Here is a 23,578-nt window from a genome sequence, read left to right as displayed (position 1 = left end):
CGAGCCTCGACCTGGGCGCCACCGGGGTCGGGGCGGTGATCTGGTGCACCGGGTACACGGGGGACTTCTCGTGGCTGCACCCCGTGCTGCGCGGCGCCGGCCGGCCGGTGCGCCGCGGTGCCGCGGGAGCGCTCCCGGGCCTCTGGTACCTCGGGCTGCGGTGGCTGCTCCGCCGTTGCTCGGGCAACTTCCTCGGCTTCCCGGCGACGCGGCCACGGTCGCCGACGAGGTCGCGCGGACGCTGCACGGGAACGGCACGGGAACCCGGCGCCCGCGCCGACCCCGCCCGGCCGCGCACGACGTCCTCCGCACCACGTGAACGGGCCTCAGGGCGCCGCTGCCAAGAGGGCGGCGCGGCGGTCGAGGAGGGCGTCGGCGACCGGCCCCCGACCGGCGGCGGCCACGGCCGGCGCGTAGGCGTCGAAGAACTCGACGTACACGCCGACCAGGTGCGCACGGAGGTCGCGGATCGCAGCAGCGGCGTCGTCGATGCCCGACTCGCGCCACCGCATGGCGGCGTGTGCGAGCGGCGCATGGGCTCCCTGCTGCCGATACCAGGTCGCGGCGGCGCCGTTGTGGCCCATGCGGCCGGACGCCAGCGTGTAGAGGAAGCGGATCGGGAACAGCGCCGCCTTGCTCGCCGCCCGCGGTCCGGCGGCCACCTGCTCCTCCGGCCGGTGCAGGGCGGCGAGGTAGGCCGGGTCGAACCTCTCGACGGCGAACTGCGCCGCCTCCACGACGAGCGTCGTCCGGCCGGGCCGGGCCGCGCCGCCCCGCTCGTCCACCCCGAAGAGCAGGCGTCCGTCGTCGAGGAGGTCGAGCCGGTCCACCGCCGGGAGCCGCGAGCGCGGGCCGGCCCCGCGCCGGACGCCGTGCCAGTCCGACCAGAAGACCGACAGGCGTTCCGCGAGCGGGTTCCCCGCCCGTTCGACGGTCGCCCGCCGGATGTCGGCGACGCGGTCGCCGATGTCGTCCGGGAGCGCGTCGAGCACCAGCGCCAGGTCGATGTCGCTCGCGAGCGGGGCGAAGCCGCCGTGGGCCAGGCTGCCCAGCGCGAACGCGGCGCTCAGGTGGTCGCCCAGGACCTCGCGCGCCACGGCGGTCGCCGTCCGCAGCACCTGCTCACCGCCCTCGCGGTCCGCGCGGTCCTCGCGGTCCTCGCCGGCCATCCCGGCACCCTCGCACGATCCGCCGTCGCCGGATACGGCTCAGGGCCCACCGCGGCCGTCAGTCGGGGATCGCCCCGATCAGCTTCTCCAGGGTGTTCCAGTTGCGTCCGGTGGTCGGCACCTTCCAGGCTTTGCGCACGAACGCGGCAACGTCCGGGGAGTTCGAGATCCCGTCCGGGCACCACTGGTAGATCAGCCCGCCGCGCACGACGATCCGGTCCGGGTCGAGCTCGGCGGGGCTCGGCGCGCCGGGCGGGGGCTCGCCGAAGCGCCAGAGCACCAGCATCCGGGACCCGTTGTCGGCAACGTCACGTAAGGGGTGTCCGTCCGCCGCGGCCTGCAGGTCGGCGCGGGTCAGCGCCAGCACCCTGATCTCGGTGCCGTACCGCTCGGCGAGGGCCTGCTCGACCCGCTCGGCGACGACCGCGGCGGGCTCGTCGGCGGCGAGGACGGCGTTGCCGCTCTGCAGCAGCGTCCTGACCTGCGTGTACCCGAGGCCCGTGAGCATCTCGCGCAGCTCCGCCATCGCGACCTTCTTGTTGCCGCCGACGTTGACGCCCCGCAGGAGCACCGCGTAGCCCGACACGGGCGGGAACCTACACCCGCCCCGGCGACCCGACCGCTCACCGCACACGGAGCGCATCCGGCTGACCTCAGGGACGGGACGGGGGTGTTCCCCCGTGACCCTGCTGTGACGTTCTGGGAGTGTGGACCGAGTACTCGGCGAGACCCCGTGGGAAGGACCCCCCTCGTGCAGCTTCTCGACGCCGGCGCCCTCGTGGCGCTCTTCGACGCCGTGCTGCACAGCGTGTGGCTGCTACCGGTGCTCGCGGTGCTCATCGCGTTCGACGGCCCGTTCCCCGTGCTGCCCAGCGAGACGCTGCTGACGGTGGGCGCGGCGGCGGCGTTCGGCACCGGCGACGTCGTCGGCGTGCTCGGGCTGTTCCTCGCGTCGATGGTCGGCTCGATGCTCGGCGACGTGGCCGTGTACACCCTCGGCCGGAGCTCGAACCGGCTCCTGCGCGGCGCGGGCCAGAAGGACGACGGGCTGGGCGCGTGGGTCCGGCGCAACCTCTGGAGCAGGCCGATCGTCGCCTGCGTCGGCGCGCGGCTCGTCCCCGGCGGTCGGCTGGTGAGCACCGCCGCCTGCGGCCGCGTACGGCTGCCGGTGCGGATGTTCCTGCCCGCCACCGCGGCCAGCTCGGCCATCTGGGGCGTCTACATGCTGCTGGTCGGCGCGGTGCTCGGCCCGATCACGAAGGGCAACCCGCTGCTCTGCCTCGCCGCCGGCATGATCATGGCCGTGGTCACGGCGGGCGGCTTCGAGGCCGCCCGGCGCATCCGCCGCCGGGTGCTGGCCCGTCGTGCGGCCGCCACCGTCGCCCCGGTCGCCACTCCGGAGCCCGCGCTGGCGCGCTGACCCCGTTCCACGCCTGCGGCCCGTCTCACGCTGAGACGGGCCGCGCGTGTGTATGGGCCGACAATGATCGGGTGCGCGACGAGGCGTGGGTGGTCGAGGTGGGCGAGAAGAACGCGGCCTGGTTGGCCACGGAGAGCCGGACGGCGCGGCTGGCCCGCGAGTACCGGCCCGTCGACCTGGGGGACGGCAGGGTGCGCTACAGCGCCCGGGCGCTGGGTGCGGCGCGCGAGCTCGGCGAGGAGGAGGACGGCTTCCTCACCGACGACGCCGACGGCCTCCGGGTCTGGATCGGCGACGACGCCTTCGAGCTCGACCGCGAGTAGCGCACAGATTCGAGAGCACCGCTCTTGACGGGACGGCGGTCCTGCGGTTCACTCGTTGTTATCGAGAGAGCACCGCTCTCGAATCAGACGAGGAGTCACGATGATCGAACCGCAGCAGCGCTACCTGGCCCCGAAGAGCGGCACCGCCGTGTTCAACCGGGTCGTCGCCGCGCTGACCCGGGCCGGGATCAGTGTCATGGGCAGTCGCGTGCTGGCCGTGCGCGGCCGCACGAGCGGACAGTGGCGCACCACGCCGGTGAACCTGCTGGAGGTCGAGGGGGAGCGGTACCTGGTCGCGCCCCGCGGCCACACGCAGTGGGTGCGGAACCTCCGGGCCGCGGGCACCGGCGAGCTGCGCCTCGGCCGGCGGGTCGAGACGTTCACCGCCGTCGAGCTCGACGACGACGAGAAGCTTCCGGTCCTGCGCGAGTACCTGCGGAAGTGGGCCTGGGAGGTCGGTGCCTTCTTCGAGGACCTCGACAAGGACTCGCCCGACGACGCGCTCCGCGCGGCCGCCCCGGGATTCCCCGCCTTCCGCATCCGGTGACGATGCTGTCCGGTGCCGGTGGGGGCTCCCCAGTCCACCGGCACCGGTGTCGGGTTCAACGCGGCGGGCCGCCCGGGGTTTCGGTCGGAATCCCACGAACCCCACCAGTCCCGCCGAACGTGGCACGAGATGCGCCGATCGGTCGTTCCGGCGCCGGACTGCGTGCCGCGGCAACGACCTCCCGATGATCGCGCAGCGGCGACCGTGCGGCGCCGGACCGGATCTTCCGGACAACCCTCCCGACGCCCGGCGGGCCGCGGGGGCAGGCGCTAGGTTCGTTTTGTGGTGGAACGCACCGGGGCCGACGGCCCCGCTTCCGCCGGCGACCCGGAGCGCGAACGCGCGAACGAGGGTGGTTCCGGCGGCGAGAGCACCCGCACCGTCCTGATCGCCGGCGCCGCGAACGCCGCGATCGGCGTACTGAAGCTGGTGGCGGGCCTGCTGACGGGCTCGTCGGCGATGCTGGCCGAGGCCGCCCACTCCGTCGCCGACACCACCACCGAGGGCCTGCTGCTGGCCGCGCTGCGCCGCTCGGTCCGCCGGCCCGACCGTCGCCACCCCTTCGGCTACGGCAAGGAACGCTTCTTCTGGGCGCTGATCGCCGCCGTCTCGATCTTCGTGTCCGGCGGGGTGTTCGCGATCTACGAGGGCGTGACGACGATCCTCGGCGAGAGCGCCGAGCAGACCCTCGCCTGGGTCGCGTACGGCGTGCTGGGGGTGTCCTTCCTGCTGGAGGGCACCTCGTGGCTGCAGGCGGTGCGCCAGGTGCGGGGCGAGGCGGCAGCCGAGGAGACGACCTTCTTCCGCTGGCTGCGCGGGACCGACGACCCCACCGTCAAGACCGTGTTCTTCGAGGACAGCGCGGCGCTGATCGGCCTGCTGCTCGCGTTCGCTGGCGTCGGGCTGCACCAGCTGACGGGGTCGGGCGTGTGGGACGGGGTCGCGTCGCTGCTGATCGGGCTCCTGCTGGCCTGCGTCGCCTACATCCTGGGGCGCACCAACAAGGGCCTGCTGATCGGCCGACAGGCGAACCTGCGGCTCGTCACCGCGATCCGTCGGGCCCTGCAGGACCGGCCCGAGATCGAGGCGGTGGTGGACCTGCTGACCATGCAGCTCGGCACGGACAGCGTGCTGCTCTGCGCCCGCCTGGACTTCGACGACGCGCTCGGTGCCGCGGACGTCGAGCGCGCCTGCGTGGAGATCGACGGCGAGCTGCGCGAGCGCTTCACCGACCTCGCCGAGATCTTCCTCGAACCCGTCCCGCGGACCGACCCGGTCATGCGCGGGCGGGTGCTGGATCGCTACGGCCGCACCCTCGCCCCCGACGCCTGACACGAACGGCACTCTCGCTCGCACCTACTGCGCGAGGGGCCCGTTCACCGTCTCCGGCCCCGAACGCACGAACGGCGCTCTCGCTCATCAGGTGTGAGCGAGAGCGCCGTTCGTCACGACGAAGCCGGGATCAGGCGATCTGACGGTCCGTGGGGTTGATCGGGCGCGGGAGGACCTCGCGGCCGGTCAGGAAGGCGTCGACCCCCGCGGCCGCGGAGCGGCCCTCGGAGATCGCCCACACGATCAGCGACTGGCCGCGGCCCATGTCGCCGGCGACGAACACGCCGTCGACGCTGGACATGTAGTTCTGGTCCCGCGCGACGTTGCCGCGCTCGTCCAGCTCCACGCCCAGCTCGGAGAGCAGCTTGCCCTTCTCGGGGCCGACGAAGCCCATCGCCAGCAGGACCAGGTCCGCCGGGATCTCCTTCTCGGTGCCCTCGACGGGGTCGAAGCCCCGCTCGCCGCGGGTGACCTCGACGAGCCGCAGCGCCTTGACCTTGCCGTGGCCGTCGTCGACGAACTCGGTGGTGTTGACCGAGAACAGCCGCTCGCCGCCCTCCTCGTGCGCCGAGGAGACCCGGTAGACCATCGGGTAGGTCGGCCAGGGCATGCCCTCGGTGCGGTGCTCCGGGGGCGTCGGCATGATCTCGAGCTGGGTGACCGACGCGGCCTTCTGCCGGTGCGAGGTGCCCAGGCAGTCGGCGCCGGTGTCACCGCCGCCGATGATCACGACGTGCTTGCCCTCGGCGGTGATCGGCGGGGCGTCGAGGTCGCCCTGCTGCACGTGGTTGGCCCACGGCAGGAACTCCATCGCCTGGTAGATGCCCTCGAGCTCGCGGCCCTTGGCCGGGATGTCCCGCCACGCGGTGGCCCCGCCGGCGAGCACGACGGCGTCGTACTCCTCGCGGAGCTGCTCGGTGGTGACGTCGACCCCGACGTCGACCGAGGCGCGGAAGTGCGTGCCCTCGGCCTGCATCTGCTCGAGCCGCCGGTCGAGCCGGGCCTTCTCCATCTTGAACTCGGGGATGCCGTAGCGGAGCAGCCCGCCGATCCGGTCCGCCCGCTCGAACACGACGACCTCGTGCCCGGCGCGGGTGAGCTGCTGCGCGGCAGCCAACCCGGCCGGCCCGGAGCCGACGACGGCGACCCTCTTGCCGGTCTTGGCCTGCGCGACGACCGGGGTCACCCAGCCCTCGTCCCAGGCCCGGTCGATGATCTCGACCTCGACCTGCTTGATGGTGACGGCGTCGTCGTTGATCGCGAGCACGCACGCCGCCTCGCACGGGGCGGGGCACAGCGTCCCGGTGAACTCCGGGAAGTTGTTGGTGGCGTGCAGCCGCTCGATCGCCTCGCGCCAGTCCTTGCGGTAGACGAGGTCGTTCCACTCGGGGATGAGGTTCCCCAGCGGACAGCCCTGGTGACAGAACGGGATGCCGCAGTTCATGCAGCGGCCCGCCTGCTTCTCCAGCGTCGCGCGCGGGAAGTCCTCGTAGACCTCGCGCCAGTCCATCAGGCGCAGGTCGACGGGCCGGCGCTTCGGGGTCTCGCGCGGAGTGGTCAGAAAGCCCTTCGGGTCACCCATGTGCGGCCTCCATGATCGCCGCGTTGACGTCGCGGCCATCCTTCTCTGCCTGCTCGCGGGCCTGCAGGACGCGCTTGAAGTCCTTCGGCATGATCTTGCCGAAGCGCTCCACCGCGACGTCCCAGTCGGCGAGCAGGGCGCGGGCGACCGGGGAGTCGGTCTCCGCGTGGTGCTTCTCGACGTACGTCCGCAGGAACTCGCGGTCCGCGTCGTCGAGCGGGTCCATGTCGACCATCTCGGGGTTGACCCGCTTGGCCAGCGTCCGGTCGCCCGCCTCGAGGTCGAGCACGTAGGCGATGCCGCCGGACATGCCGGCCGCGAAGTTGCGGCCCACCTTGCCCAGCACGACCACCCTGCCACCGGTCATGTACTCGCAGCCGTGGTCGCCCACGCCCTCGACGACCGCCACGGCGCCGGAGTTCCGGACGCAGAAGCGCTCGCCGACGATGCCGCGGATGAACATCTCGCCGGACGTGGCCCCGTACAGGATCACGTTGCCCGCGATGATGTTCTCCTCGGCCGTGAACGGCGCCGACGGGTCGGGCCGCAGGATCAGCCGGCCGCCGGACAGGCCCTTGCCGAAGAAGTCGTTCGTGTCGCCGACCATCCGCAGCGTGATGCCCTTCGGCACGAAGGCGCCCAGCGACTGCCCGGCCGAGCCGGTCAGCGTGACGTCGATCGTGTCGTCCGGCAGACCCTCGCGGCCCCACTTCTTCGTCAGCTCGTAGCCGAGCATGGTGCCGACGGTCCGGTTGACGTTGCGCACCGGCAGGTCCAGGCGGACCGTGTCGCCGCTCTTCAGCGCGCCCTCGGCCAGCTGGATCATCGTGTTGTCCAGCGCCTTCTCCAGGCCGTGGTCCTGCGCCTGGGTGCGGTGCCGGGAGGCGCCCTCGGGCAGCTCCGGAGCGTGGAAGATCGGCCGGAGGTCCAGGCCCCGGGTCTTCCAGTGGTGCAGCGCCGCGTCGGTGTCGAGCACCTCGGCGTGGCCCACGGCCTCCTCGATGCTGCGGAAGCCCAGCGCCGCCAGGTGCTCGCGCACCTCCTCGGCCACGAACCGCATGAAGTTGACGACGTACTCGGGACGTCCGTCGAACTTCTCGCGCAGCGTCGGGTTCTGCGTCGCGACGCCGACCGGGCAGGTGTCCAGGTGGCAGACGCGCATCATGATGCAGCCGCTGACCACCAGCGGGGCCGTGGCGAAGCCGAACTCCTCGGCGCCCAGCAGGGCGGCGATGACGACGTCCCGGCCGGTCTTCAGCTGGCCGTCCGTCTGCACGACGATCCGGTCCCGCAGGTTGTTGGCCAGCAGCGTCTGCTGGGTCTCGGCCAGGCCGAGCTCCCACGGGCCGCCCGCGTGCTTGATCGAGGACAGCGGCGAGGCGCCGGTGCCGCCGTCGTGGCCCGAGATGAGCACGACGTCGGAGAAGGCCTTCGCCACGCCCGCCGCGACCGTCCCGACGCCGACCTGGCTGACCAGCTTCACGTGGATGCGGGCCCGCGGGTTGGCGTTCTTCAGGTCGTGGATGAGCTGCTTGATGTCCTCGATCGAGTAGATGTCGTGGTGCGGCGGCGGGGAGATCAGGCCCACGCCGGGCGTGGAGTACCGGGTCTCGGCGATCCACGGGTAGACCTTGCTGCCGGGCAGCTGGCCACCCTCGCCGGGCTTGGCGCCCTGCGCGATCTTGATCTGGATGTCGTCCGCGTTCACGAGGTACTCGCTCGTGACACCGAAGCGGCCGGACGCGACCTGCTTGACCGCGCTGCGCCGGGAGTCGCCGTTGGCGTCCGGGGTGAAGCGGTCCGGGTCCTCGCCGCCCTCACCGGTGTTGGAGCGTCCGCCGAGCCGGTTCATCGCGATGGCGAGGGTCTCGTGCATCTCCTGGCTGATCGAGCCGTAGGAGATGGCGCCCGTGCCGAACCGCTTGACGATCGACTCGACCGGCTCGACCTCGTCGATCGGCACCGGCGAGCGCACGCCCTCCTTGAAGGAGAACAGCCCGCGCAGCGTCATCAGCCGCTTGGCCTGGTCGTCGACCGCCTTCGTGTACTCCTTGAAGATCTCGTACCGGCCGGAGCGGGTCGAGTGCTGGAGCTTGAACACGGTCTGCGGGTTGAACAGGTGCAGCTCGCCCTCGCGCCGCCACTGGTACTCGCCGCCGACGGCGAGCGCGCGGTGACTGGCCCGGGTGCCGTCCGCCGGGAAGGCGCGCCGGTGGTGCTTGAGCGCCTCCTCGGCGAGCACGTCGAAGCCGACGCCGCCCAGCCGCGAGGTGGTGCCGGTGAAGCAGGTGTCGACGACCTCCTGCCCCAGCCCGACCGCCTCGAAGATCTGCGCGCCGGTGTAGGAGGCGACGGTCGAGATGCCCATCTTGGACATCGTCTTGCGCACGCCCTTGCCCAGCGCCTTGACCAGGTTCTTCGCCGCCGTCTTGGCGTCGACGCCCGGGATGTCGCCCCGCTCGGCGAGGTCCTCGACGGTCGCCATCGCCAGGTACGGGTTGACCGCGGACGCGCCGTAGCCGATCAGCAGCGCGATGTGGTGCACCTCGCGGGCGTCGCCGGACTCGACGACCAGCCCGACCTGCGTGCGGGTGCGCTCGCGCACCAGGTGGTGGTGCACCGCGCCGGTGAGCAGCAGCGACGGGATCGGTGCGTGCTCCGGGTCGACGCCGCGGCTGGACAGCACGATCAGCCGGGCGCCGTTCTGGATCGCCTCGGAGACCTCGCCGCGGATCTCCTGGAGCCGCCGCAGCAGGCCCTCGCCGCCCTCGGCCGCCTTGAAGACGCCCTTGACGGTGTAGGTCGCGAAGCCCGGGAGGTCGCCGTCGTCGTTGACGTGGACGATCTTGGCGAGATCGTCGTTGCCCAGCACGGGGAACGGCAGCACGATCCGCCGGCAGTTCGCCGGGCCGGCCTCGAGCAGGTTCTGCTCCGGGCCGAGCAGCGAGCGCAGCGAGGTCACGAGCTCCTCGCGGATCGCGTCCAGCGGCGGGTTCGTGATCTGCGCGAACAGCTGGATGAAGTAGTCGTAGATCTGCCGCGGCTTCTCGGACAGCAGCGCCAGCGGCGCGTCGTTGCCCATCGAGCCGATCGGCTCCGCGCCGGTCGACGCCATCGGCTTGAGGAGGACGGTGAGCTCCTCCTCCGTGTAGCCGAAGGACTGCTGGCGGTGGGTCAGCTCGGAGTGCGCGGGCACCTCGCGCTGCCGCTCGGGCAGGTCCTCGAGGGCGATGCGGCCGGCGTGCAGCCACTCCCCGTACGGCAGCGACGCGGCCAGCTCGCCCTTGATCTCCTCGTCGGCGACGATCTTGCCCGCCTCGGTGTCGACCAGGAACATGCGGCCCGGCTCCAGCCGGCCCTTGCGCACGACCTGCGCCGGGTCGACGTCGAGCACGCCGACCTCGGAGGCCAGCACGACCAGCCCGTCCTCGGTGACCCAGTAGCGGGCCGGGCGCAGGCCGTTGCGGTCGAGCACCGCGCCGATCTGCGTGCCGTCGGTGAAGGCGACGAGCGCGGGCCCGTCCCACGGCTCCATCAGGTTCGAGTGGAACTCGTAGAAGGCGCGGCGCAGCGGGTCCATCTCGGCGTGGTTCTCCCACGCCTCGGGGATCATCATCAGCACGGCGTGCGGCAACGAGCGGCCGGACAGGTGCAGCAGCTCCAGCACCTCGTCGAAGGTCGCCGAGTCCGACGCGTCGGGGGTGACGATCGGGACCAGCCGGTCCAGGTTGCCCGGCAGCACCGAGGACTCCAGCAGCGCCTCGCGCGCCTTCATCCAGTTGCGGTTGCCGCGCAGGGTGTTGATCTCGCCGTTGTGCGCGACGTACCGGTAGGGGTGCGCCAGCGGCCACGCCGGGAAGGTGTTGGTGGAGAAGCGCGAGTGCACCACGGCCAGGGCGGTGGTGACGCGCGGGTCCGACAGGTCGGGGTAGAAGGCCTCGACCTGCGGCTCGGCGAGCATGCCCTTGTAGACCACGGTCCGCGGGGACAGGCTCGGGAAGTAGACGCCGGTCTCGTGCTCCACCCGCTTGCGCAGGCAGAAGGTGCGCCGCTCCAGCTCGATGCCGGTGGGCGGCGGCTTCACGATGCCGGTCTCGATGCCGGCCAGGAACAGCTGGCGGAAGCCGGGCATGGCGGCCAGCGAGGTGGGGCCGAGGTCGGCCTTCTCCGGGTCGGTCGGCAGCTCGCGCCAGCCGAGCACGCGGAGGTTCTCCTCGGCGGCCAGCTCGTTGATCCGGGCGACGGCCTCGTCGGCCTTCGCCTCGTCACGCGGGAGGAACGCGATGCCGGTGGCGTACGCGCCCGCCTCGGGCAGGTCGAAGTCGACGACCTCGCGGTAGAAGGCGTCCGGGACCTGGATCAGGATGCCCGCGCCGTCGCCGGTGTTCTCCTCGGCGCCCCGGGCGCCGCGGTGTTCGAGCCGGAGCAGCGCGGTGAGCGCCTTCTCCACGATCGAGTGGTCGCGCCGGCCCTGCAGGTCGGCGACCATCGCGACGCCGCAGGCGTCGTGCTCGTGCTCGGGGGAGTAGAGCCCGCCGGGCACCGGCGCGCTCGTCACCGGAGTGGTCTCCGTGGCGCCGGGGCGGTTGCTGATCGCAGCCAACAGCTCCTCCTGTCGTCTCGGTGCACCCCGACTTCGCATCGGGACGACGTGGACCGTGGGTGGTTCCACAAGGGGGTCCAGAATACAGCGATGCTCCGACCGAACGCTGACGCTGGTCCGTTCGGGTGCACCGTCCGGACTGCGCCTCAGTCGTCTCCTGCTGGTGTTCGGACGCACGTGTCTCGGCCGGTGCCCGACTTCGGGCCCGGCCGGCGGCTTGCACTTGGGGACCGCACGCGGCGTCGGATGCGGTCTCTCCGGGGAAAGAGTGACACGCCGACGCGTTGATACGCCAGATGTAGCGGACCGAACCGCTGTGACCTGCGTCGGAGCCCCCTCCGGTCGGCGCGGCGGATGGGCGGGCGGGGATCGGGCCCTGCCCGTCCGGGCAGGTCACGGCCCTCCGCCCCGCCCGGATCGGCGGGCGGGGGACGACACTGGGGTGATGCAGTGCACGCCTCACCCGGTTCGCCTTCCCGGCGTGACCGGGGTGACACCTGAACGGGCGCACGTGTCGGTGGTGGGCGGACGGTGACGGCGCCGGTGCGCACCGTGCTCGCCGACGTCGCGCGGGCCGGTCCCTTCTTCTCCGTGGCCACCGACCCCGCCGAGTCGGCCGACCCGACGTGGCGGCCCCTGCGGGAGCTGGTCACACAACCGGACGCGCTGGGGCAGCGGATCGCGCACGTCCGCCGCGTGCTGTCCGAGCAGGCCGGACGCACCGTGGAGGAGCGGGTGGCCGCGTCGATCGCGCTGCAGGGCCTGGCCGCCCGGCTGGTGTCCGCGCCGCTCGCGGCCGTCACGCTGCACGGCGTCCTGCCGGACCTGGGCCGCGACGCCCTGCACTGGCGCGTCTCCCGCACCGGCCCCTGGCCGCTGTGGACGGACGCGGACCGCCCCGCGCTTGACCCCGGCGAGCTGCCGGCCCTCGTGGCGGAGGAGATCGCGGGACCGCTGGTCGGGGCCGTGCGGGCGCTCGTGCCGGTGTCGCCGAGGGTGCTGTGGGGCAACGTCGCGTCCTCCGTCGCGGGCGCGAAGCGCGTGCTCGGCACGGAGCGGCCGGAGTCGGCGATCCGTGCCGCCGAGCTCGCGGCCGCGGTCCTCGACCACCCGCTGCTCGCGGGGACGGGGGAACGGCGCCCGCCCGGGCCGCCAGACCGCGGCTGGACCTTCCGCCGTCGCTCCTGCTGCCTCTACTACCGGCTGCCCGGCGGCGGGACCTGCGGGGACTGCGTGCTCTCCCGCTCCGCCTGAGGCGCGTCGAGGAGGACGTCGGCGACCGTCACCGTGACGACGGCGTCGAGGCCGGTCTCGGCGTGCACCCGCGCCGCGACCGCGCGCTGCACCGCGGCGGCGAGGTCGCGGGCGTTGTGCCCGAGGGTGGTGACCAGGGTCAGCGCGACCTCGGCGCGGCCGCCGTGCACCGCGGCCGACGCCCCGGCCGCCGACAGCGCCTCGCCGGCCGACCGGTCGCCCAGCAGCGAGCCGGCCAGCCCGAGCAGCGTCTGGGCCAGGTCCGGCCGGAGCGCTGCCACCCCCGGCACCTCCCGGGCGGTGGCCGCCGCGATCCGGGCGACGACGGCGTCGCCCACCGTCAGCCGCACCGGCGGGGTCACGGCTCGTCCCAGAGGTCGACCACCGCGATGTCCACGCTGCGCACCGGCACCCCCAGGGCCTGTTCGCCCGCCGCCACGACCATCTGACGCACCCGCGCCGTGACGGAAGCGAGATCGACGCCGAAGCGGGCCGTCACGGTGATCGCGACGGTCACGCCGAACGGGTCCGCCCCGCGCGTCCCGCCCCCGCCCGCCCCGACCCCGTCCGCCCCGGCCCCGTCCGCCCCGGCCCCGTCCGCCCCGGTCCCGTTCGTTCCGGCCCCGTTCGTTCCGGCCCCGTTCGCCGCCGTTCCGTTCGCCGCCGTTCCCTTCACAGCGGTGCGGTCGGGACCGACGGGCTCGATCCGGCAGCTGCGGGCCCGCATCCCGTCCATCCCGTCGACGACGTGCCGCAGCACCCGCGCGGCGGCGGGCCGGCTCAGCCGCGCGGGGCCGGCGGGGGAGTCGAGCGCCAGCAGGTCCTGGGGGCGGAGCTCGGCGGTGACGGTGTCGAGCACCGCCTGCATCACGCCGTCGAGCACCGAGGGCGGCGGCACCGGGCGCTCCGCCGCCATCCGGTGGACCACGCCGTCGAGCCCCAGGGCGTCGGCGGCCGCGGCCCGGCAGTGCGGGCAGTCCCGCTCGTGCGCGTCGAGGGTCCCCTCGACCGCGTGGTCCCAGACGTCGGCGGCGTCCCGGCCGCAGGCCAGCGGCTCGATCCGCTCGTCCGCCGGGCCGGCGGCGCCACCGGCCCCGAGCGCCGCGCCGGCCGGGCCGCCGGGGACGGTCCTGCCTACCTCCACGACCGCATCACCTCCGCCAGCCCGCGGCGGGCGCGGTGGATCCGCCCGCGCACCGCGGTCTCCGACGCTCCGGTGATCTCCGCGATCTCGGCGTAGCCCAGGCCCTCCAGCTCGCGCAGCACGAAGCAGGCCCGCTGGTCGTCCGGCAACGTGCGCAGCGCCGCTCGCAGCGCCGTGAGCCCGGCGTCGACCTCGGCGGCGTGCTCGGGGGCGCCGGCCTCCGGGGCGGCCAGCCGCTCCGGGGCCACCTCCGCCACCTGCTCCACCGAGACCGTCGCCCGCCGGCGGCGCAGCAGGTCGAGGCACCGGTTCGTGACGATCCGGTACGCCCAGGTGGTGAAGGCCGAGTCGCCGCGGAAGCGGTCGAGCCGGCGCCAGGCGTCGAGCAGGGACTCCTGCAGGGCGTCCTCGGCGTCGGCCGCGTTCCCGACCAGGCGCAGTGCCAGCCGGTACAGCGCGGTCTGGTGCCGCTGCGCGAGCGCGGAGAAGGCGCGGACGTCGCCCTCCCGGGCGCGGACGACGAGCGTGGTGTCGTCGAGCTCCCGCTCGGCGGGGGTGGGCTCGGAGGTGTGCCGGGGCTCGCGCGGCGCGGCCGGGACCCGGGGCGGCGGGCACACGTCCTCCCGCGCCCCCCTCGTCCGCATCGCCTGCACCACGGTCCCGTCCGACAGCCGTTCCCCCGAAGACTCCGACAGTATGACCGACAGTGACGCCGGTCACGAGGGCCGTGTGTCGGGCGGGGGCCGGGGGTAACCGCTCCGCGAGCCCGACGCTAGCGGCCGGACAAGCCGGCCGCGCGGCGGGCGCACGAGTCCGGGAGGTTCACCAGATGAGCATGAAGGACAAGCTGGACAACAAGACCCAGGAGCTGTCGGGCAAGGCCAAGGAGGCCACCGGCCGCGCCACGGACGACGAGCGCCTCGAGGCCGAGGGCCGCACGGACCAGATGGGTGCCGACGTCAAGCAGGCCGGCGAGAAGGTCAAGGACGTCTTCAAGCGCTGACCCACCCACCGACGGCGGCGTCCCGGGCTTCCGGGGCGCCGCCGTCGTGTGTGCGGCGCTAGCGTGGCCGGCGTGTCCGCGCAGCTTCCGGGGCAGTCCGCCGGGTCGTCCCCGTCCCCGCCGGCACCGCTGCCCGAGCGGGTCGCCGCCGCCGTGCTGGGCCATCCCGCCGTCGCCCGGCTGGACGGCGGGCCGTTCGGCAGCATCGCCTCCTACCTCCCCGGGCGCCGCGTGGTCGGCGTGCGTGCGGGGGAGGGGGCCGCGGCGAGTGAGCCCGTCGAGGTCGCGGTGGTCGTGCGCTGGCCGGCAGGGGCCTCGCTGCCGGTGCTGGCCGAGGAGATCGCCGCGCGGGTGCGGGGCGTCGCGGGGGAGCGGCCGGTCGACGTGACCGTCGCGGACCTCGTCCCGGCACCGATCTCCGCAGCGGTTCCCGAGCCGGCCGGCGGCGGTCCGGCCACAGGGCCCGGACCGGCCGGAACGCCCGGGACGCGTCTCGCCTAGACTCGCCCGGACACGTGCCCGGCGCGCGTGACCGCCCCTCCCGTCACCGGCCGATGCGGCGTCGTGCCGCCGGTCGCACGAGGCACGAACGAGGCACGAACGAGGCACGAACCGAGCAGGGCCCCAGCCACACAGCAGTCCGAACAGCAGTCCGAGGAGTTCCACCGTGAAGAGCACCGTCGAGCACATCGGCCCGACACGCGTCAAGCTCACAGTCGAGGTGCCGTTCGACGAGCTCAAGCCCGACTTCGACCGCGCGTACAAGAAGATCGCGCAGCAGGTCCGCATCCCCGGCTTCCGCCCGGGCAAGGCGCCGGCCCGCATCCTCGACGCCCGGCTCGGCCGCGGCGTCGTGCTGGACGAGGTGATCAACGCCGCGGTCCCGGCCAAGTACTCCGAGGCCGTCGCGGCCGCGGACGACGTGAAGCCGATCGGCCAGCCGAACATCGAGGTCACCGAGCTCGCCGACGGGGACAAGGTCGCGTTCACCGCGGAGGTCGACGTCCGCCCGGAGATCACGCTCCCGGAGCTGGACGGCATCACCGTGCAGGTCGACGACGTCGAGGTGACCGACGAGCAGGTCACCGAGCAGCTCGACCAGCTGCGCGCCCGGTTCGGCACGCTGACCGGCGTCGAGCGAGCGGCCCAGGAGGACGACTTCGTCCAGATCGACCTCTCCGCCGCCGTCGACGGCAAGGAGATCGAGGAGGCCACGACGACCGGGTACTCGTACCAGGTCGGCCAGGGCGGCCTCATCGACGGCATCGACGAGGCCATCACCGGCCTGTCCGCCGGCGAGGAGAAGACCTTCACCTCGAAGCTGGTCGCGGGCGAGTACGCGGACCAGGACGCCGAGGTCACCGTCAAGGTCACCGCGGTCAAGGAGCGCCAGCTCCCCGACGCCGACGACGAGTTCGCCCAGCTGGCCAGCGAGTTCGACACCCTCGACGAGCTCACCGCGGACCTGCGCGAGCGGCTCGGCCGGGTGCGCCGGATGGAGCAGGTCACCCAGGCCCGCGACAAGGTGCTCGACGAGATCGTCGACGCCACCGAGGTCCCGCTGCCGGAGAGCATCGTCGAGGCCGAGGTCGAGTCCCGGCACCACGACGCGGTGCACGCGTTCGACCACAGCGACGAGCAGTTCAACGAGTTCCTCGAGAAGCAGGGCAAGACCCGCGAGGAGTTCGACACCGAGACCCGGACCGAGGCCGAGAAGTCGGTCAAGACCCGCCTCGTGCTCGACGCGCTGGCCGACGCCGAGGAGGTCCAGGTCGGCGACCAGGAGCTCACCGAGCGGATCATCTACCAGGCCCAGCAGTACGGCATGGCGCCCGAGGAGTTCGTCCAGCGCATCCAGCAGGCGGGCCAGCTCGGCGCGATCTACTCGGACGTCCGGCGGAGCAAGGCGCTGATCGTCGCCGTGCGCGCCGCCACGGTCACCGACGCCGCGGGCGAGCCGGTCGACCTGTCCGACCTCCTCGGCCCGGAGGAGGGCGCCGCCGTCGCCGTCGACGCGGAGGAGGCCCCGGAGGCCGCCGCCGAGGCCGCCGACACCGCGACCGACACCGCGACCGACACCGCGACCGACACCGCGACCGACACCGCGACCGACACCGCGACCGACGCCGCGACCGACGCCGCGACCGACGCCTCCGCGGACGAGGCCGCCCCCGAGGTCGTCGAGGCCCCGGCCGCGGACGACTCGTCCGACGCCGCGGTGGGCACCGAGGCGGCGGGCCCGGCGGCCGGCAAGGCCTGATCGCGCGCCTGACCTGCACGGACGGGTGGTCGCTGCGCTGTCGGCGAACACGCGCCCCGTCCGCGGACGCGGGGTGCCGCGGCCGCGTAGGGTCGGGCTCGAAGCAACGGAACGGGCCGCCGGCGGGACACGATCCCCCGGCGGCCCCCCGGAGAAGACGACCCCCGAGTGACGCCAGCAGAAGGCAGGGTGAAGTGAGTCAGCAGGACACCGGCCCGCGGTCGACCGCGGACCGCCTCGTGGAGGACCGCCGCGCGCTGCAGATGCGCTCGGCCCCCTCGAGCATGACGCTGTCCGACTCGGTGTTCGAGCGGCTGCTGCAGCAGCGCATCGTGGTGCTCGGGCAGCAGGTCGACGACGAGATCGCCAACCGGATCGCCGCGCAGATGCTGCTGCTCTCGGCGGAGGACCCCGAGGCGGACATCGCGCTCTACATCAACTCGCCGGGTGGCTCGGTCACCGCGGGGATGGCCATCTTCGACACGATGGAGTTCATCCCCTGCGACGTCGCCACCTACGCGATGGGCCTGGCCGCGTCGATGGGGCAGTTCCTGCTCTCCGCGGGCACGCCGGGCAAGCGCTTCGCGCTGCCGCACTGCCAGATCCTGATGCACCAGCCGTCGGCCGGCGTCGGCGGCTCCGAGTCGGACATCCGGATCCAGGCGGAGCTGTTCCGCCGGCACAAGCAGGAGATGGCGGAGCTGATCGCCGGGCACACCGGCCAGACCGTCGAGAAGATCACCCAGGACTTCGACCGGGACCGCTGGTTCTCGGCGCAGGAGGCCCTGGAGTACGGCTTCGTCGACCGGGTCATCTCGCGGGCTGCCCAGCTGCCGGACTCGACCTCGAACGGGAGCTCATCGTGAGTGGTTTCCAGATGCCGCAGTCGCGGTACGTGCTGCCGTCCTTCGTGGAGCGCACGAGCTACGGGGTCAAGGAGTCGAACCCGTACAACAAGCTCTTCGAGGAGCGCATCATCTTCCTCGGGGTGCAGATCGACGACGCGTCGGCGAACGACGTCATGGCGCAGCTGCTCTGCCTCGAGTCCGCGGACCCGGACCGCGAGATCTCGATGTACATCAACTCGCCCGGCGGCTCGTTCACGTCGCTGATGGCGATCTACGACACCATGCAGTTCATCCGCCCCGACATCCAGACCGTCTGCCTCGGGCAGGCGGCGTCGGCCGCGGCCGTGCTGCTGGCGGCGGGCACCCCGGGGCGGCGCCTCGCGGTGCAGAACGCGCGCATCCTGATCCACCAGCCGGCCACCGAGGGCTTCTACGGTCAGGTGTCCGACCTGGAGATCCAGGCCGCCGAGATCACCCGCATGCGCAAGCTGCTGGAGAGCACCCTCGCGCGGCACAGCGGGCGCACGCCCGAGCAGGTGCACGACGACATCGAGCGGGACCGGATCCTCACGGCCGAGGAGGCCAAGGAGTACGGGATCGTCGACGAGATCATCCAGAGCCGGAAGCTGTCCGCGGTCGGCTGAGCGGTGCTCGCCGCGCGAGCGTCCGCACCGCCGTCGGGGCACCGGGGCCGTCGCAAGTGGCCCCGGTGCACCCCGCACCTCCCGCACAAGTTGCGGGGTGAACGCATAACGACCGCCTGCCGACCCGATTCCGACAGGTCGCCGCGATCCTTCGCAGCGAGGGCTTCCGGCAGGTACCGTCATGACGACGTGGGCACGCCCGGACGTGGGCGGGCCGGATGGGACTGGGGCTGCACTCATGGCACGCATCGGTGACGGCGGTGACCTGCTGAAGTGCTCTTTCTGCGGGAAGAGTCAGAAGCAGGTCAAGAAGCTCATCGCCGGGCCCGGCGTCTACATCTGCGACGAGTGCATCGATCTCTGCAACGAGATCATCGAGGAGGAGCTCGCCGAGACCGGCGACGTGAAGCTCGACGAGCTGCCCAAGCCCGCCGAGATCCACGAGTTCCTCGACCAGTACGTCGTCGGGCAGTCGGCCACCAAGCGCACGCTCTCGGTGGCGGTCTACAACCACTACAAGCGCATCCAGGCGGGTGACCGGGCCCGGGGCGACGGCGACGGGGTCGAGCTGGCCAAGTCGAACATCCTCATGCTCGGGCCCACCGGCTGCGGCAAGACCTACCTCGCGCAGACCCTCGCCAAGCTGCTGAACGTGCCGTTCGCCATCGCGGACGCCACGGCGCTGACCGAGGCCGGGTACGTCGGCGAGGACGTCGAGAACATCCTGCTCAAGCTCATCCAGGCGGCGGACTACGACGTCAAGCGGGCCGAGACCGGGATCATCTACATCGACGAGGTCGACAAGATCGCCCGCAAGTCGGAGAACCCGTCGATCACCCGGGACGTCTCCGGCGAGGGCGTGCAGCAGGCGCTGCTGAAGATCCTCGAGGGCACCACCGCCTCGGTGCCGCCGCAGGGCGGGCGCAAGCACCCGCACCAGGAGTTCATCCAGATCGACACGACGAACGTGCTGTTCATCGTGGCGGGTGCGTTCGCGGGCCTGGAGAAGATCATCTCGGACCGGGTCGGCCGGCGCGGGCTGGGCTTCGGCGCGGAGATCCGCTCGAAGTCGGACCTGGACAACTCCGAGAGCTTCGGGGACACCATGCCCGAGGACCTCATCAAGTTCGGGCTGATCCCCGAGTTCATCGGCCGGCTCCCGGTCGTGGCCTCGGTGACCTCGCTCGACAAGGACGCCCTGGTCAAGATCCTGACCGAGCCGCGCAACGCGCTGGTCAAGCAGTACCGCAAGCTCTTCGAGATGGACGGCGTCGAGCTGGAGTTCACCGACGACGCGCTCGAGGCGGTCGCCGACCAGGCGATCCTCCGTGGTACCGGCGCCCGCGGGCTCCGCGCGATCATGGAGGAGGTCCTCCTCCCCGTCATGTACGACATCCCGAGCCGCACGGACGTGGCAAAGGTGGTCGTGACCGAGGAGACGGTGAAGGAGAACGTCAACCCGACGATCGTGCCCCGGCGCCCGCAGCGCCGGGAGCGGGGCGAGCGCTCCGCCTGACCGACCTTGCGCCGAACGCCCGCCCTCCCGAGGGCGGGCGTTCCGCGTTCTCGGGGCTCACATGATCGGTGTCCGGGTGCGGTGAGGGCAGTCGATGAGGCCGTCTCTGCACCCTTGCCACGATCATGGTTGGTGACCCCCGAGCATGATCGCCGTCACCGTGCGTTGAGGGCTGTCGACGCGACCGTCATCGCACACTTTCGGCGATCATGGAGCCCGCTCAGGTGCCCAGCTTCTCGATCTCCTCGGGGGTGTAGCCGAGTTCCCCGAGCACCTCGGCGGTGTGGGCGCCCAGGGCAGGGACCTCGGCGTCGAGGGGCGGGGGCCAGGCGCTGGAGTCGACGGGCGGGACGGCCATGGGCACCGCCTCGCCACCGGGCACCGGCACACCGACGAACCGGGCGCGGGCGACGAGCTGCGGGTGCCGGGGGAGCTCGGCGACGTGCCCGACCGCGGACCAGGCGATGTCGGCCTCGTCGAGCAGCGCGCCGAGCCGTTCCTGGGTGAGCCCGGCGAAGCGGGCGTGGAGCAGGTCGTGCAGCGCGTCGCGGTGCTCCACCCGCGCCCGCACGGAGGCGAAGCGCTCGTCGACCGCGACCGCCGGGTCGCCGAGCACGGTCGTGCAGAGCCGCAGCCACTCCCGCTCGTTCTGCACGGCGAGGTGCACGGCGCCGTCGGCACACGGGAACGGGCCGTACGGCGCGATCGAGGGATGGTGGCCGCCGGAGCGCGCCGGCGCCCGCCCGGTGCCGAGCGCGTACAGCATCGGCTGGTGCATCCACTCGGTGAGCGCCTCGAGCAGCGAGATCCGCAGCGTGGCGCCCTCGCCGGTGCGCTCGCGGTGGAACAGCGCCGCCAGCACCGCGGACTGGACCTGCACCCCGGCCGCGATGTCGGCGACGGAGATGCCCGCCCGGGCCGTCACGTCGCCGTCGCCGGTCAGCTCGAGCAGGCCGGCCTCGGACTGGATGAGCGCGTCGTAGGCCTTGCGGCCGGCGGCGGGCCCGCCCTCGCCGTACCCGGACAGCTCGCAGGTGATCAGCGAGGGCCGGCGGCCACGGAGGGTGTCGCCGTCGAGCCCGAGCCGGGCCGTGGCGCCGGGGCCGAGGTTGGCCAGCACGACGTCGGCGGTGTCGACGAGCCGGTGCGCCGCGGCGAGCCCGTCGGCGGACTTGAGGTCGAGCACCACGGAGCGCTTGCCGCGGTTGATCCACGCGAAGTACGAGGAGACGTCGCCGCACGCCGCGTCGTAGCCGCGGGCGAAGTCGCCCCCGCCCGGCCGCTCGACCTTGACGACGTCGGCGCCGAGGTCGGCGAGCAGCCGCCCGGCGTAGGGGACGGAGACGGCGTGGTCGAACGACACGACCCGGATCCCGGTCAGCGGTGCACTCACCCGCCCACTCCACCACACACCGGGCGCGCGCCCGACGATTGGAGGCCGTGACGAGGGGGAATGCCACGAATTGCCGGGTCAACGACCGGGACATACGGTTCGCCCGCACAGGCACGGAGGTGGTCGCATGTCGGGAACGTCGGCGTTCCTCTCGCGTGAACGGATCGTCGCTCCACCGGGCTGGAGCCGCTGGCTGGTCCCGCCCGCTGCGCTGTCGATCCACCTCGCGATCGGCCAGGTCTACGCGTGGAGCGCGTTCAAGGGCTCCCTGGAGAAGGGCCTGGACATCAGCGGCGTGCTCAGCGCGCTGCCGTTCACCCTGGGCATCGTGATGCTCGGCATCTCCGCCGCGGTGTTCGGCACGAAGGTCGACACGAACGGCCCACGCTGGGCGATGGCCGTGGCGTCGGCCTGCTTCGTCACCGGCTTCCTGGTCTCGGCCCTCGGTATCTGGCTGGGTCAGTACTGGCTGGTCGTCGTCGGGTACGGCGGCATCGGCGGGATCGGGCTGGGAATCGGCTACATCTCGCCCGTGTCCACGTTGATCAAGTGGTTCCCGGACCGGCCCGGCCTGGCGACCGGCATCGCGATCATGGGCTTCGGCGGCGGCGCTCTGATCGCGAACCCGTGGACCGCGTCGATGCTCTCGGCCTTCGGCGCCACCGGCAACGACCCGAACCCCAACGGCATCGCGCTGGCGTTCCTCATCCACGGCGTGGTCTATGCGGTCTTCATGACGATGGGCTGGCTGCTGATCCGCGTGCCGGCCGACGACTGGAAGCCCGCGGGATGGGACCCGGCGAAGCAGAAGGCGCGGGCGATGGTCAGCACCGCGAGCGTCTCCGCCGCGAACGCCGTCAAGACGCCCCAGTTCTGGCTGCTGTGGATCGTGCTGTGCTTCAACGTGACCGCGGGTATCGGCATCCTGGAGAAGGCGAACCCGATCTACCAGGACTTCTTCCGCGACGCCTCGCCGGCGCAGACGCTCACCGCCGCGGCCACGGCGTTCGTGTCGATCCTGTCGCTGGCCAACATGCTCGGCCGGTTCGTGTGGTCCACGGTCTCGGACCTCATCGGCCGCAAGAACATCTACCGGCTCTACCTGGGCGTGGGAGCGCTGCTCTACCTGGCGCTGACGTTCATCGGCGAGGGCAACAAGGCCGTCTTCCTGATCTGCACGATGCTGATCCTGTCGTTCTACGGTGCCGGCTTCGCCACGATCCCGGCGTACCTGCGCGACCTGTTCGGCACCTACCAGGTCGGCGCCATCCACGGCCGGCTGCTCACGGCCTGGTCCACGGCCGGCGTCCTCGGGCCGATCATCGTCAACGCGATCGCCGACGCCCGGGCGGACGTCGCCGGCCCGTCGAAGTACACACCCGCGTTCCTGGTGATGATCGTGCTGCTGGTCCTCGGCTTCGTCGCGAACGAGCTGGTGCGGCCGGTGGCCGACAAGTGGCACGAGCCCGAACGCGCGGCGCGGAGCGAGGAGGCACGGACATGAGCGCGAGCACACCGGACCGCACGGGCCGCCCGCCCGCCGCCCTCGTCGCCCTGGCGTGGGTGTGGGTGGCGGCACCCTTCCTGTACGGCCTGATCGCGCTGCTCACGAAGATCCCCGCGTTGTTCTCCGGGTGACCCGCACGGGGGTTCGGCCGCGGTGCGCCGGGGTACCTTCCCGCCGTGAGTGACGACGCGAAGGCCATGTCGGAGTGGATCACCGCCGTGACCCGCGAGCTGGGGCTCGAGGGTCAGGTGGACAGCGAGAAGAGCGTGGACGCGGTGCTCGACCTGACGTCGGACGTGGCACACAACGTGAGCCGGCCGGCCGCGCCGGTGACCGCGTTCCTGATCGGGGTCGCCGCGGGCCGGGCGCAGGAGCCGCAGGTCGCCGCCGCGGACTACGGGCAGAAGATCTCCGCCCTCGCCGAGGGCTGGAACGCCGACACCGAGCGCGGCGTCCCGTCGAACGACCCCGTCAACCGGGGCTAGCCCGACACGTCCAGGTGCGCCAGGACCTTGGTCGGGCGCACCCGGACCAGGAGTTCCCCGGGGGCCCCGTTGCGCCTCCCGTACTCCTCCGCACGGTCGGCGCCCATGTAGCGCCCTCCCAGCGCGGTGGCGGTCCGGAGCAGCTCGGCGGGGTCCTCGCTCGTCTCCGCCACGCCCTGGACCTGCACGAAGGCGTACGGCGGGGCCGGCAGGTCGACCGCCAGCGCGACCCGCGGGTCGCGGGCGAGCGCCCGCCCCTTCGCCGTGTCCCGCCCGGTGTTGAAGATCAGCGTGCCGTCCTCGACCAGGAACCAGACCGGGGCGGCCAGCGGGCGCCCGTCCGCCGCCGTCCAGGCGAGCACACCGGTGCGGGTGCCGTGGTTGAGGAACTCGACGATCTCCGGGGTCAGCTCCGCGCTCCTGTGGTCAACCTAGATCGGAGACCCGACGACCGCCCACCCTGCTCGCGGCGGCCCCGAGGGCGGTGCCGGTGGTGCTCGCGCGGCGGCCCGTGCGGCCGGCCGGCGCACCGCGTGCGCCGCCGCCCG

22 protein-coding genes and 1 pseudogene are annotated in these 23,578 nt (G+C 72.8%); 14 read left to right on the top strand and 9 right to left on the bottom strand.

Annotation, left to right across the window (positions count from 1 at the left end):
* Positions 1 to 326: 326 nt before the first annotated feature.
* Together AB0B41_RS19215 and AB0B41_RS19210 are read right to left on the bottom strand one after the other, a co-directional pair.
* Positions 327 to 1,169 (bottom strand): hypothetical protein, encoded by an 843-nt coding sequence (locus AB0B41_RS19215; RefSeq protein ID WP_358204946.1) that lies wholly within the window; start codon positions 1,167 to 1,169, stop codon positions 327 to 329.
* A 58-nt stretch (positions 1,170 to 1,227) separates the two neighbouring features.
* The gene (locus tag AB0B41_RS19210) at positions 1,228 to 1,755 is read right to left on the bottom strand and encodes a DUF1697 domain-containing protein (protein WP_358204943.1); all 528 of its coding nucleotides are present in this window, start codon (positions 1,753 to 1,755) and stop codon (positions 1,228 to 1,230) included.
* A gap of 165 nt (positions 1,756 to 1,920) precedes the next feature.
* On the opposite strand from AB0B41_RS19210, the gene AB0B41_RS19205 reads away from it, so the two are divergent.
* From AB0B41_RS19205 to AB0B41_RS19190, 4 genes are all read left to right on the top strand, one after another.
* A complete protein-coding gene (locus AB0B41_RS19205) occupies positions 1,921 to 2,589 on the top strand; it encodes a VTT domain-containing protein (protein WP_358204941.1) in 669 nt (222 codons plus the stop codon).
* A gap of 71 nt (positions 2,590 to 2,660) precedes the next feature.
* Positions 2,661 to 2,912 (top strand): hypothetical protein, encoded by a 252-nt coding sequence (locus AB0B41_RS19200; protein WP_358204939.1) that lies wholly within the window; start codon positions 2,661 to 2,663, stop codon positions 2,910 to 2,912.
* 100 nt (positions 2,913 to 3,012) lie between these two features.
* A complete protein-coding gene (locus tag AB0B41_RS19195) occupies positions 3,013 to 3,459 on the top strand; it encodes a nitroreductase family deazaflavin-dependent oxidoreductase (RefSeq protein ID WP_358204937.1) in 447 nt (148 codons plus the stop codon).
* Positions 3,460 to 3,843: 384 nt separating this feature from the next.
* Entirely contained in the window at positions 3,844 to 4,791 is a 948-nt protein-coding gene (locus AB0B41_RS19190) for a cation diffusion facilitator family transporter (RefSeq protein ID WP_358205025.1), read from the top strand.
* 130 nt (positions 4,792 to 4,921) lie between these two features.
* Here AB0B41_RS19190 and AB0B41_RS19185 read toward each other — a convergent pair whose 3' ends face one another.
* Together AB0B41_RS19185 and gltB are read right to left on the bottom strand one after the other, a co-directional pair.
* A complete protein-coding gene (locus AB0B41_RS19185; RefSeq protein WP_358204935.1) occupies positions 4,922 to 6,373 on the bottom strand; it encodes a glutamate synthase subunit beta in 1,452 nt (483 codons plus the stop codon).
* Positions 6,366 to 10,967 carry a glutamate synthase large subunit gene (gltB, locus tag AB0B41_RS19180; RefSeq protein ID WP_358205022.1) on the bottom strand — a complete coding sequence of 1,534 codons (4,602 nt, stop codon included), beginning with the start codon at positions 10,965 to 10,967 and terminating at the stop codon, positions 6,366 to 6,368. Before gltB ends, AB0B41_RS19185 begins: the two co-directional genes overlap by 8 nt.
* 540 nt (positions 10,968 to 11,507) lie before the next feature.
* Between gltB and AB0B41_RS19175 the strand changes: the two genes are divergently transcribed.
* Positions 11,508 to 12,230, top strand: a complete 723-nt coding sequence (locus tag AB0B41_RS19175; RefSeq protein ID WP_358204932.1) for a (2Fe-2S)-binding protein — start codon at positions 11,508 to 11,510, stop codon at positions 12,228 to 12,230.
* Here AB0B41_RS19175 and AB0B41_RS19170 read toward each other — a convergent pair.
* The 3 genes from AB0B41_RS19170 to AB0B41_RS19160 are packed head-to-tail and all read right to left on the bottom strand — an operon-like array spanning position 12,173 to position 14,018.
* Positions 12,173 to 12,592, bottom strand: a complete 420-nt coding sequence (locus tag AB0B41_RS19170) for an Asp23/Gls24 family envelope stress response protein (RefSeq protein ID WP_358204930.1) — start codon at positions 12,590 to 12,592, stop codon at positions 12,173 to 12,175. The two genes, AB0B41_RS19175 and AB0B41_RS19170, sit on opposite strands and share 58 nt — an antisense overlap.
* On the bottom strand, positions 12,589 to 13,374 hold the full coding sequence (locus AB0B41_RS19165) for an Asp23/Gls24 family envelope stress response protein (RefSeq protein ID WP_358204928.1): 786 nt from the start codon (positions 13,372 to 13,374) through the stop codon (positions 12,589 to 12,591). Before AB0B41_RS19165 ends, AB0B41_RS19170 begins: the two co-directional genes overlap by 4 nt.
* Positions 13,365 to 14,018 carry a sigma-70 family RNA polymerase sigma factor gene (locus AB0B41_RS19160; protein ID WP_358204925.1) on the bottom strand — a complete coding sequence of 218 codons (654 nt, stop codon included), beginning with the start codon at positions 14,016 to 14,018 and terminating at the stop codon, positions 13,365 to 13,367. Before AB0B41_RS19160 ends, AB0B41_RS19165 begins: the two co-directional genes overlap by 10 nt.
* A gap of 191 nt (positions 14,019 to 14,209) precedes the next feature.
* Here AB0B41_RS19160 and AB0B41_RS19155 point away from each other — a divergent pair, with 191 nt between their 5' ends.
* The 6 genes and pseudogenes from AB0B41_RS19155 to clpX all read left to right on the top strand — a co-directional run bounded on the left by AB0B41_RS19155 (position 14,210) and on the right by clpX (position 19,645).
* On the top strand, positions 14,210 to 14,377 hold the full coding sequence (locus AB0B41_RS19155; protein WP_358205020.1) for a CsbD family protein: 168 nt from the start codon (positions 14,210 to 14,212) through the stop codon (positions 14,375 to 14,377).
* A gap of 72 nt (positions 14,378 to 14,449) precedes the next feature.
* Positions 14,450 to 14,878, top strand: coding sequence for a hypothetical protein (locus AB0B41_RS19150; protein WP_358204923.1), 429 nt, complete (start codon positions 14,450 to 14,452; stop codon positions 14,876 to 14,878).
* Positions 14,879 to 15,044: 166 nt separating this feature from the next.
* Positions 15,045 to 16,373: pseudogene (gene tig, locus AB0B41_RS19145) on the top strand (trigger factor); the annotation flags it as partial.
* A 527-nt stretch (positions 16,374 to 16,900) separates the two neighbouring features.
* Positions 16,901 to 17,503 (top strand): ATP-dependent Clp protease proteolytic subunit, encoded by a 603-nt coding sequence (locus AB0B41_RS19140; protein ID WP_358205018.1) that lies wholly within the window; start codon positions 16,901 to 16,903, stop codon positions 17,501 to 17,503.
* Positions 17,500 to 18,129, top strand: coding sequence for an ATP-dependent Clp protease proteolytic subunit (locus AB0B41_RS19135; RefSeq protein ID WP_358204920.1), 630 nt, complete (start codon positions 17,500 to 17,502; stop codon positions 18,127 to 18,129). The genes AB0B41_RS19140 and AB0B41_RS19135 overlap by 4 nt, the downstream gene beginning before the upstream one ends.
* Before the next feature lie 238 nt (positions 18,130 to 18,367).
* A complete protein-coding gene (gene clpX, locus AB0B41_RS19130; RefSeq protein WP_358204918.1) occupies positions 18,368 to 19,645 on the top strand; it encodes an ATP-dependent Clp protease ATP-binding subunit ClpX in 1,278 nt (425 codons plus the stop codon).
* 220 nt (positions 19,646 to 19,865) lie between these two features.
* On the opposite strand, the gene AB0B41_RS19125 is transcribed toward clpX, so the two are convergent.
* Positions 19,866 to 21,038 carry a CaiB/BaiF CoA-transferase family protein gene (locus AB0B41_RS19125; RefSeq protein WP_358204915.1) on the bottom strand — a complete coding sequence of 391 codons (1,173 nt, stop codon included), beginning with the start codon at positions 21,036 to 21,038 and terminating at the stop codon, positions 19,866 to 19,868.
* A 127-nt stretch (positions 21,039 to 21,165) separates the two neighbouring features.
* Here AB0B41_RS19125 and AB0B41_RS19120 point away from each other — a divergent pair, with 127 nt between their 5' ends.
* The 3 genes from AB0B41_RS19120 to AB0B41_RS19110 are packed head-to-tail and all read left to right on the top strand — an operon-like array spanning position 21,166 to position 23,030.
* Positions 21,166 to 22,542 (top strand): OFA family MFS transporter, encoded by a 1,377-nt coding sequence (locus tag AB0B41_RS19120; RefSeq protein ID WP_358204913.1) that lies wholly within the window; start codon positions 21,166 to 21,168, stop codon positions 22,540 to 22,542.
* Positions 22,539 to 22,676 (top strand): hypothetical protein, encoded by a 138-nt coding sequence (locus AB0B41_RS19115; RefSeq protein WP_358204911.1) that lies wholly within the window; start codon positions 22,539 to 22,541, stop codon positions 22,674 to 22,676. Before AB0B41_RS19120 ends, AB0B41_RS19115 begins: the two co-directional genes overlap by 4 nt.
* 45 nt (positions 22,677 to 22,721) lie before the next feature.
* Positions 22,722 to 23,030 (top strand): DUF6457 domain-containing protein, encoded by a 309-nt coding sequence (locus tag AB0B41_RS19110; protein WP_358204909.1) that lies wholly within the window; start codon positions 22,722 to 22,724, stop codon positions 23,028 to 23,030.
* On the opposite strand, the gene AB0B41_RS19105 is transcribed toward AB0B41_RS19110, so the two are convergent.
* Positions 23,027 to 23,440 (bottom strand): PPOX class F420-dependent oxidoreductase, encoded by a 414-nt coding sequence (locus AB0B41_RS19105; RefSeq protein WP_358205015.1) that lies wholly within the window; start codon positions 23,438 to 23,440, stop codon positions 23,027 to 23,029. The genes AB0B41_RS19110 and AB0B41_RS19105 overlap by 4 nt on opposite strands.
* Positions 23,441 to 23,578 lie beyond the last annotated feature (138 nt).

The organism is Pseudonocardia sp. NPDC049154 (assembly GCF_040648315.1).
Classification (GTDB): domain Bacteria; phylum Actinomycetota; class Actinomycetes; order Mycobacteriales; family Pseudonocardiaceae; genus Pseudonocardia.
Note: the sequence above shows the minus strand (reverse complement) of the source record. Positions and strands in the feature narration are given on the sequence as shown.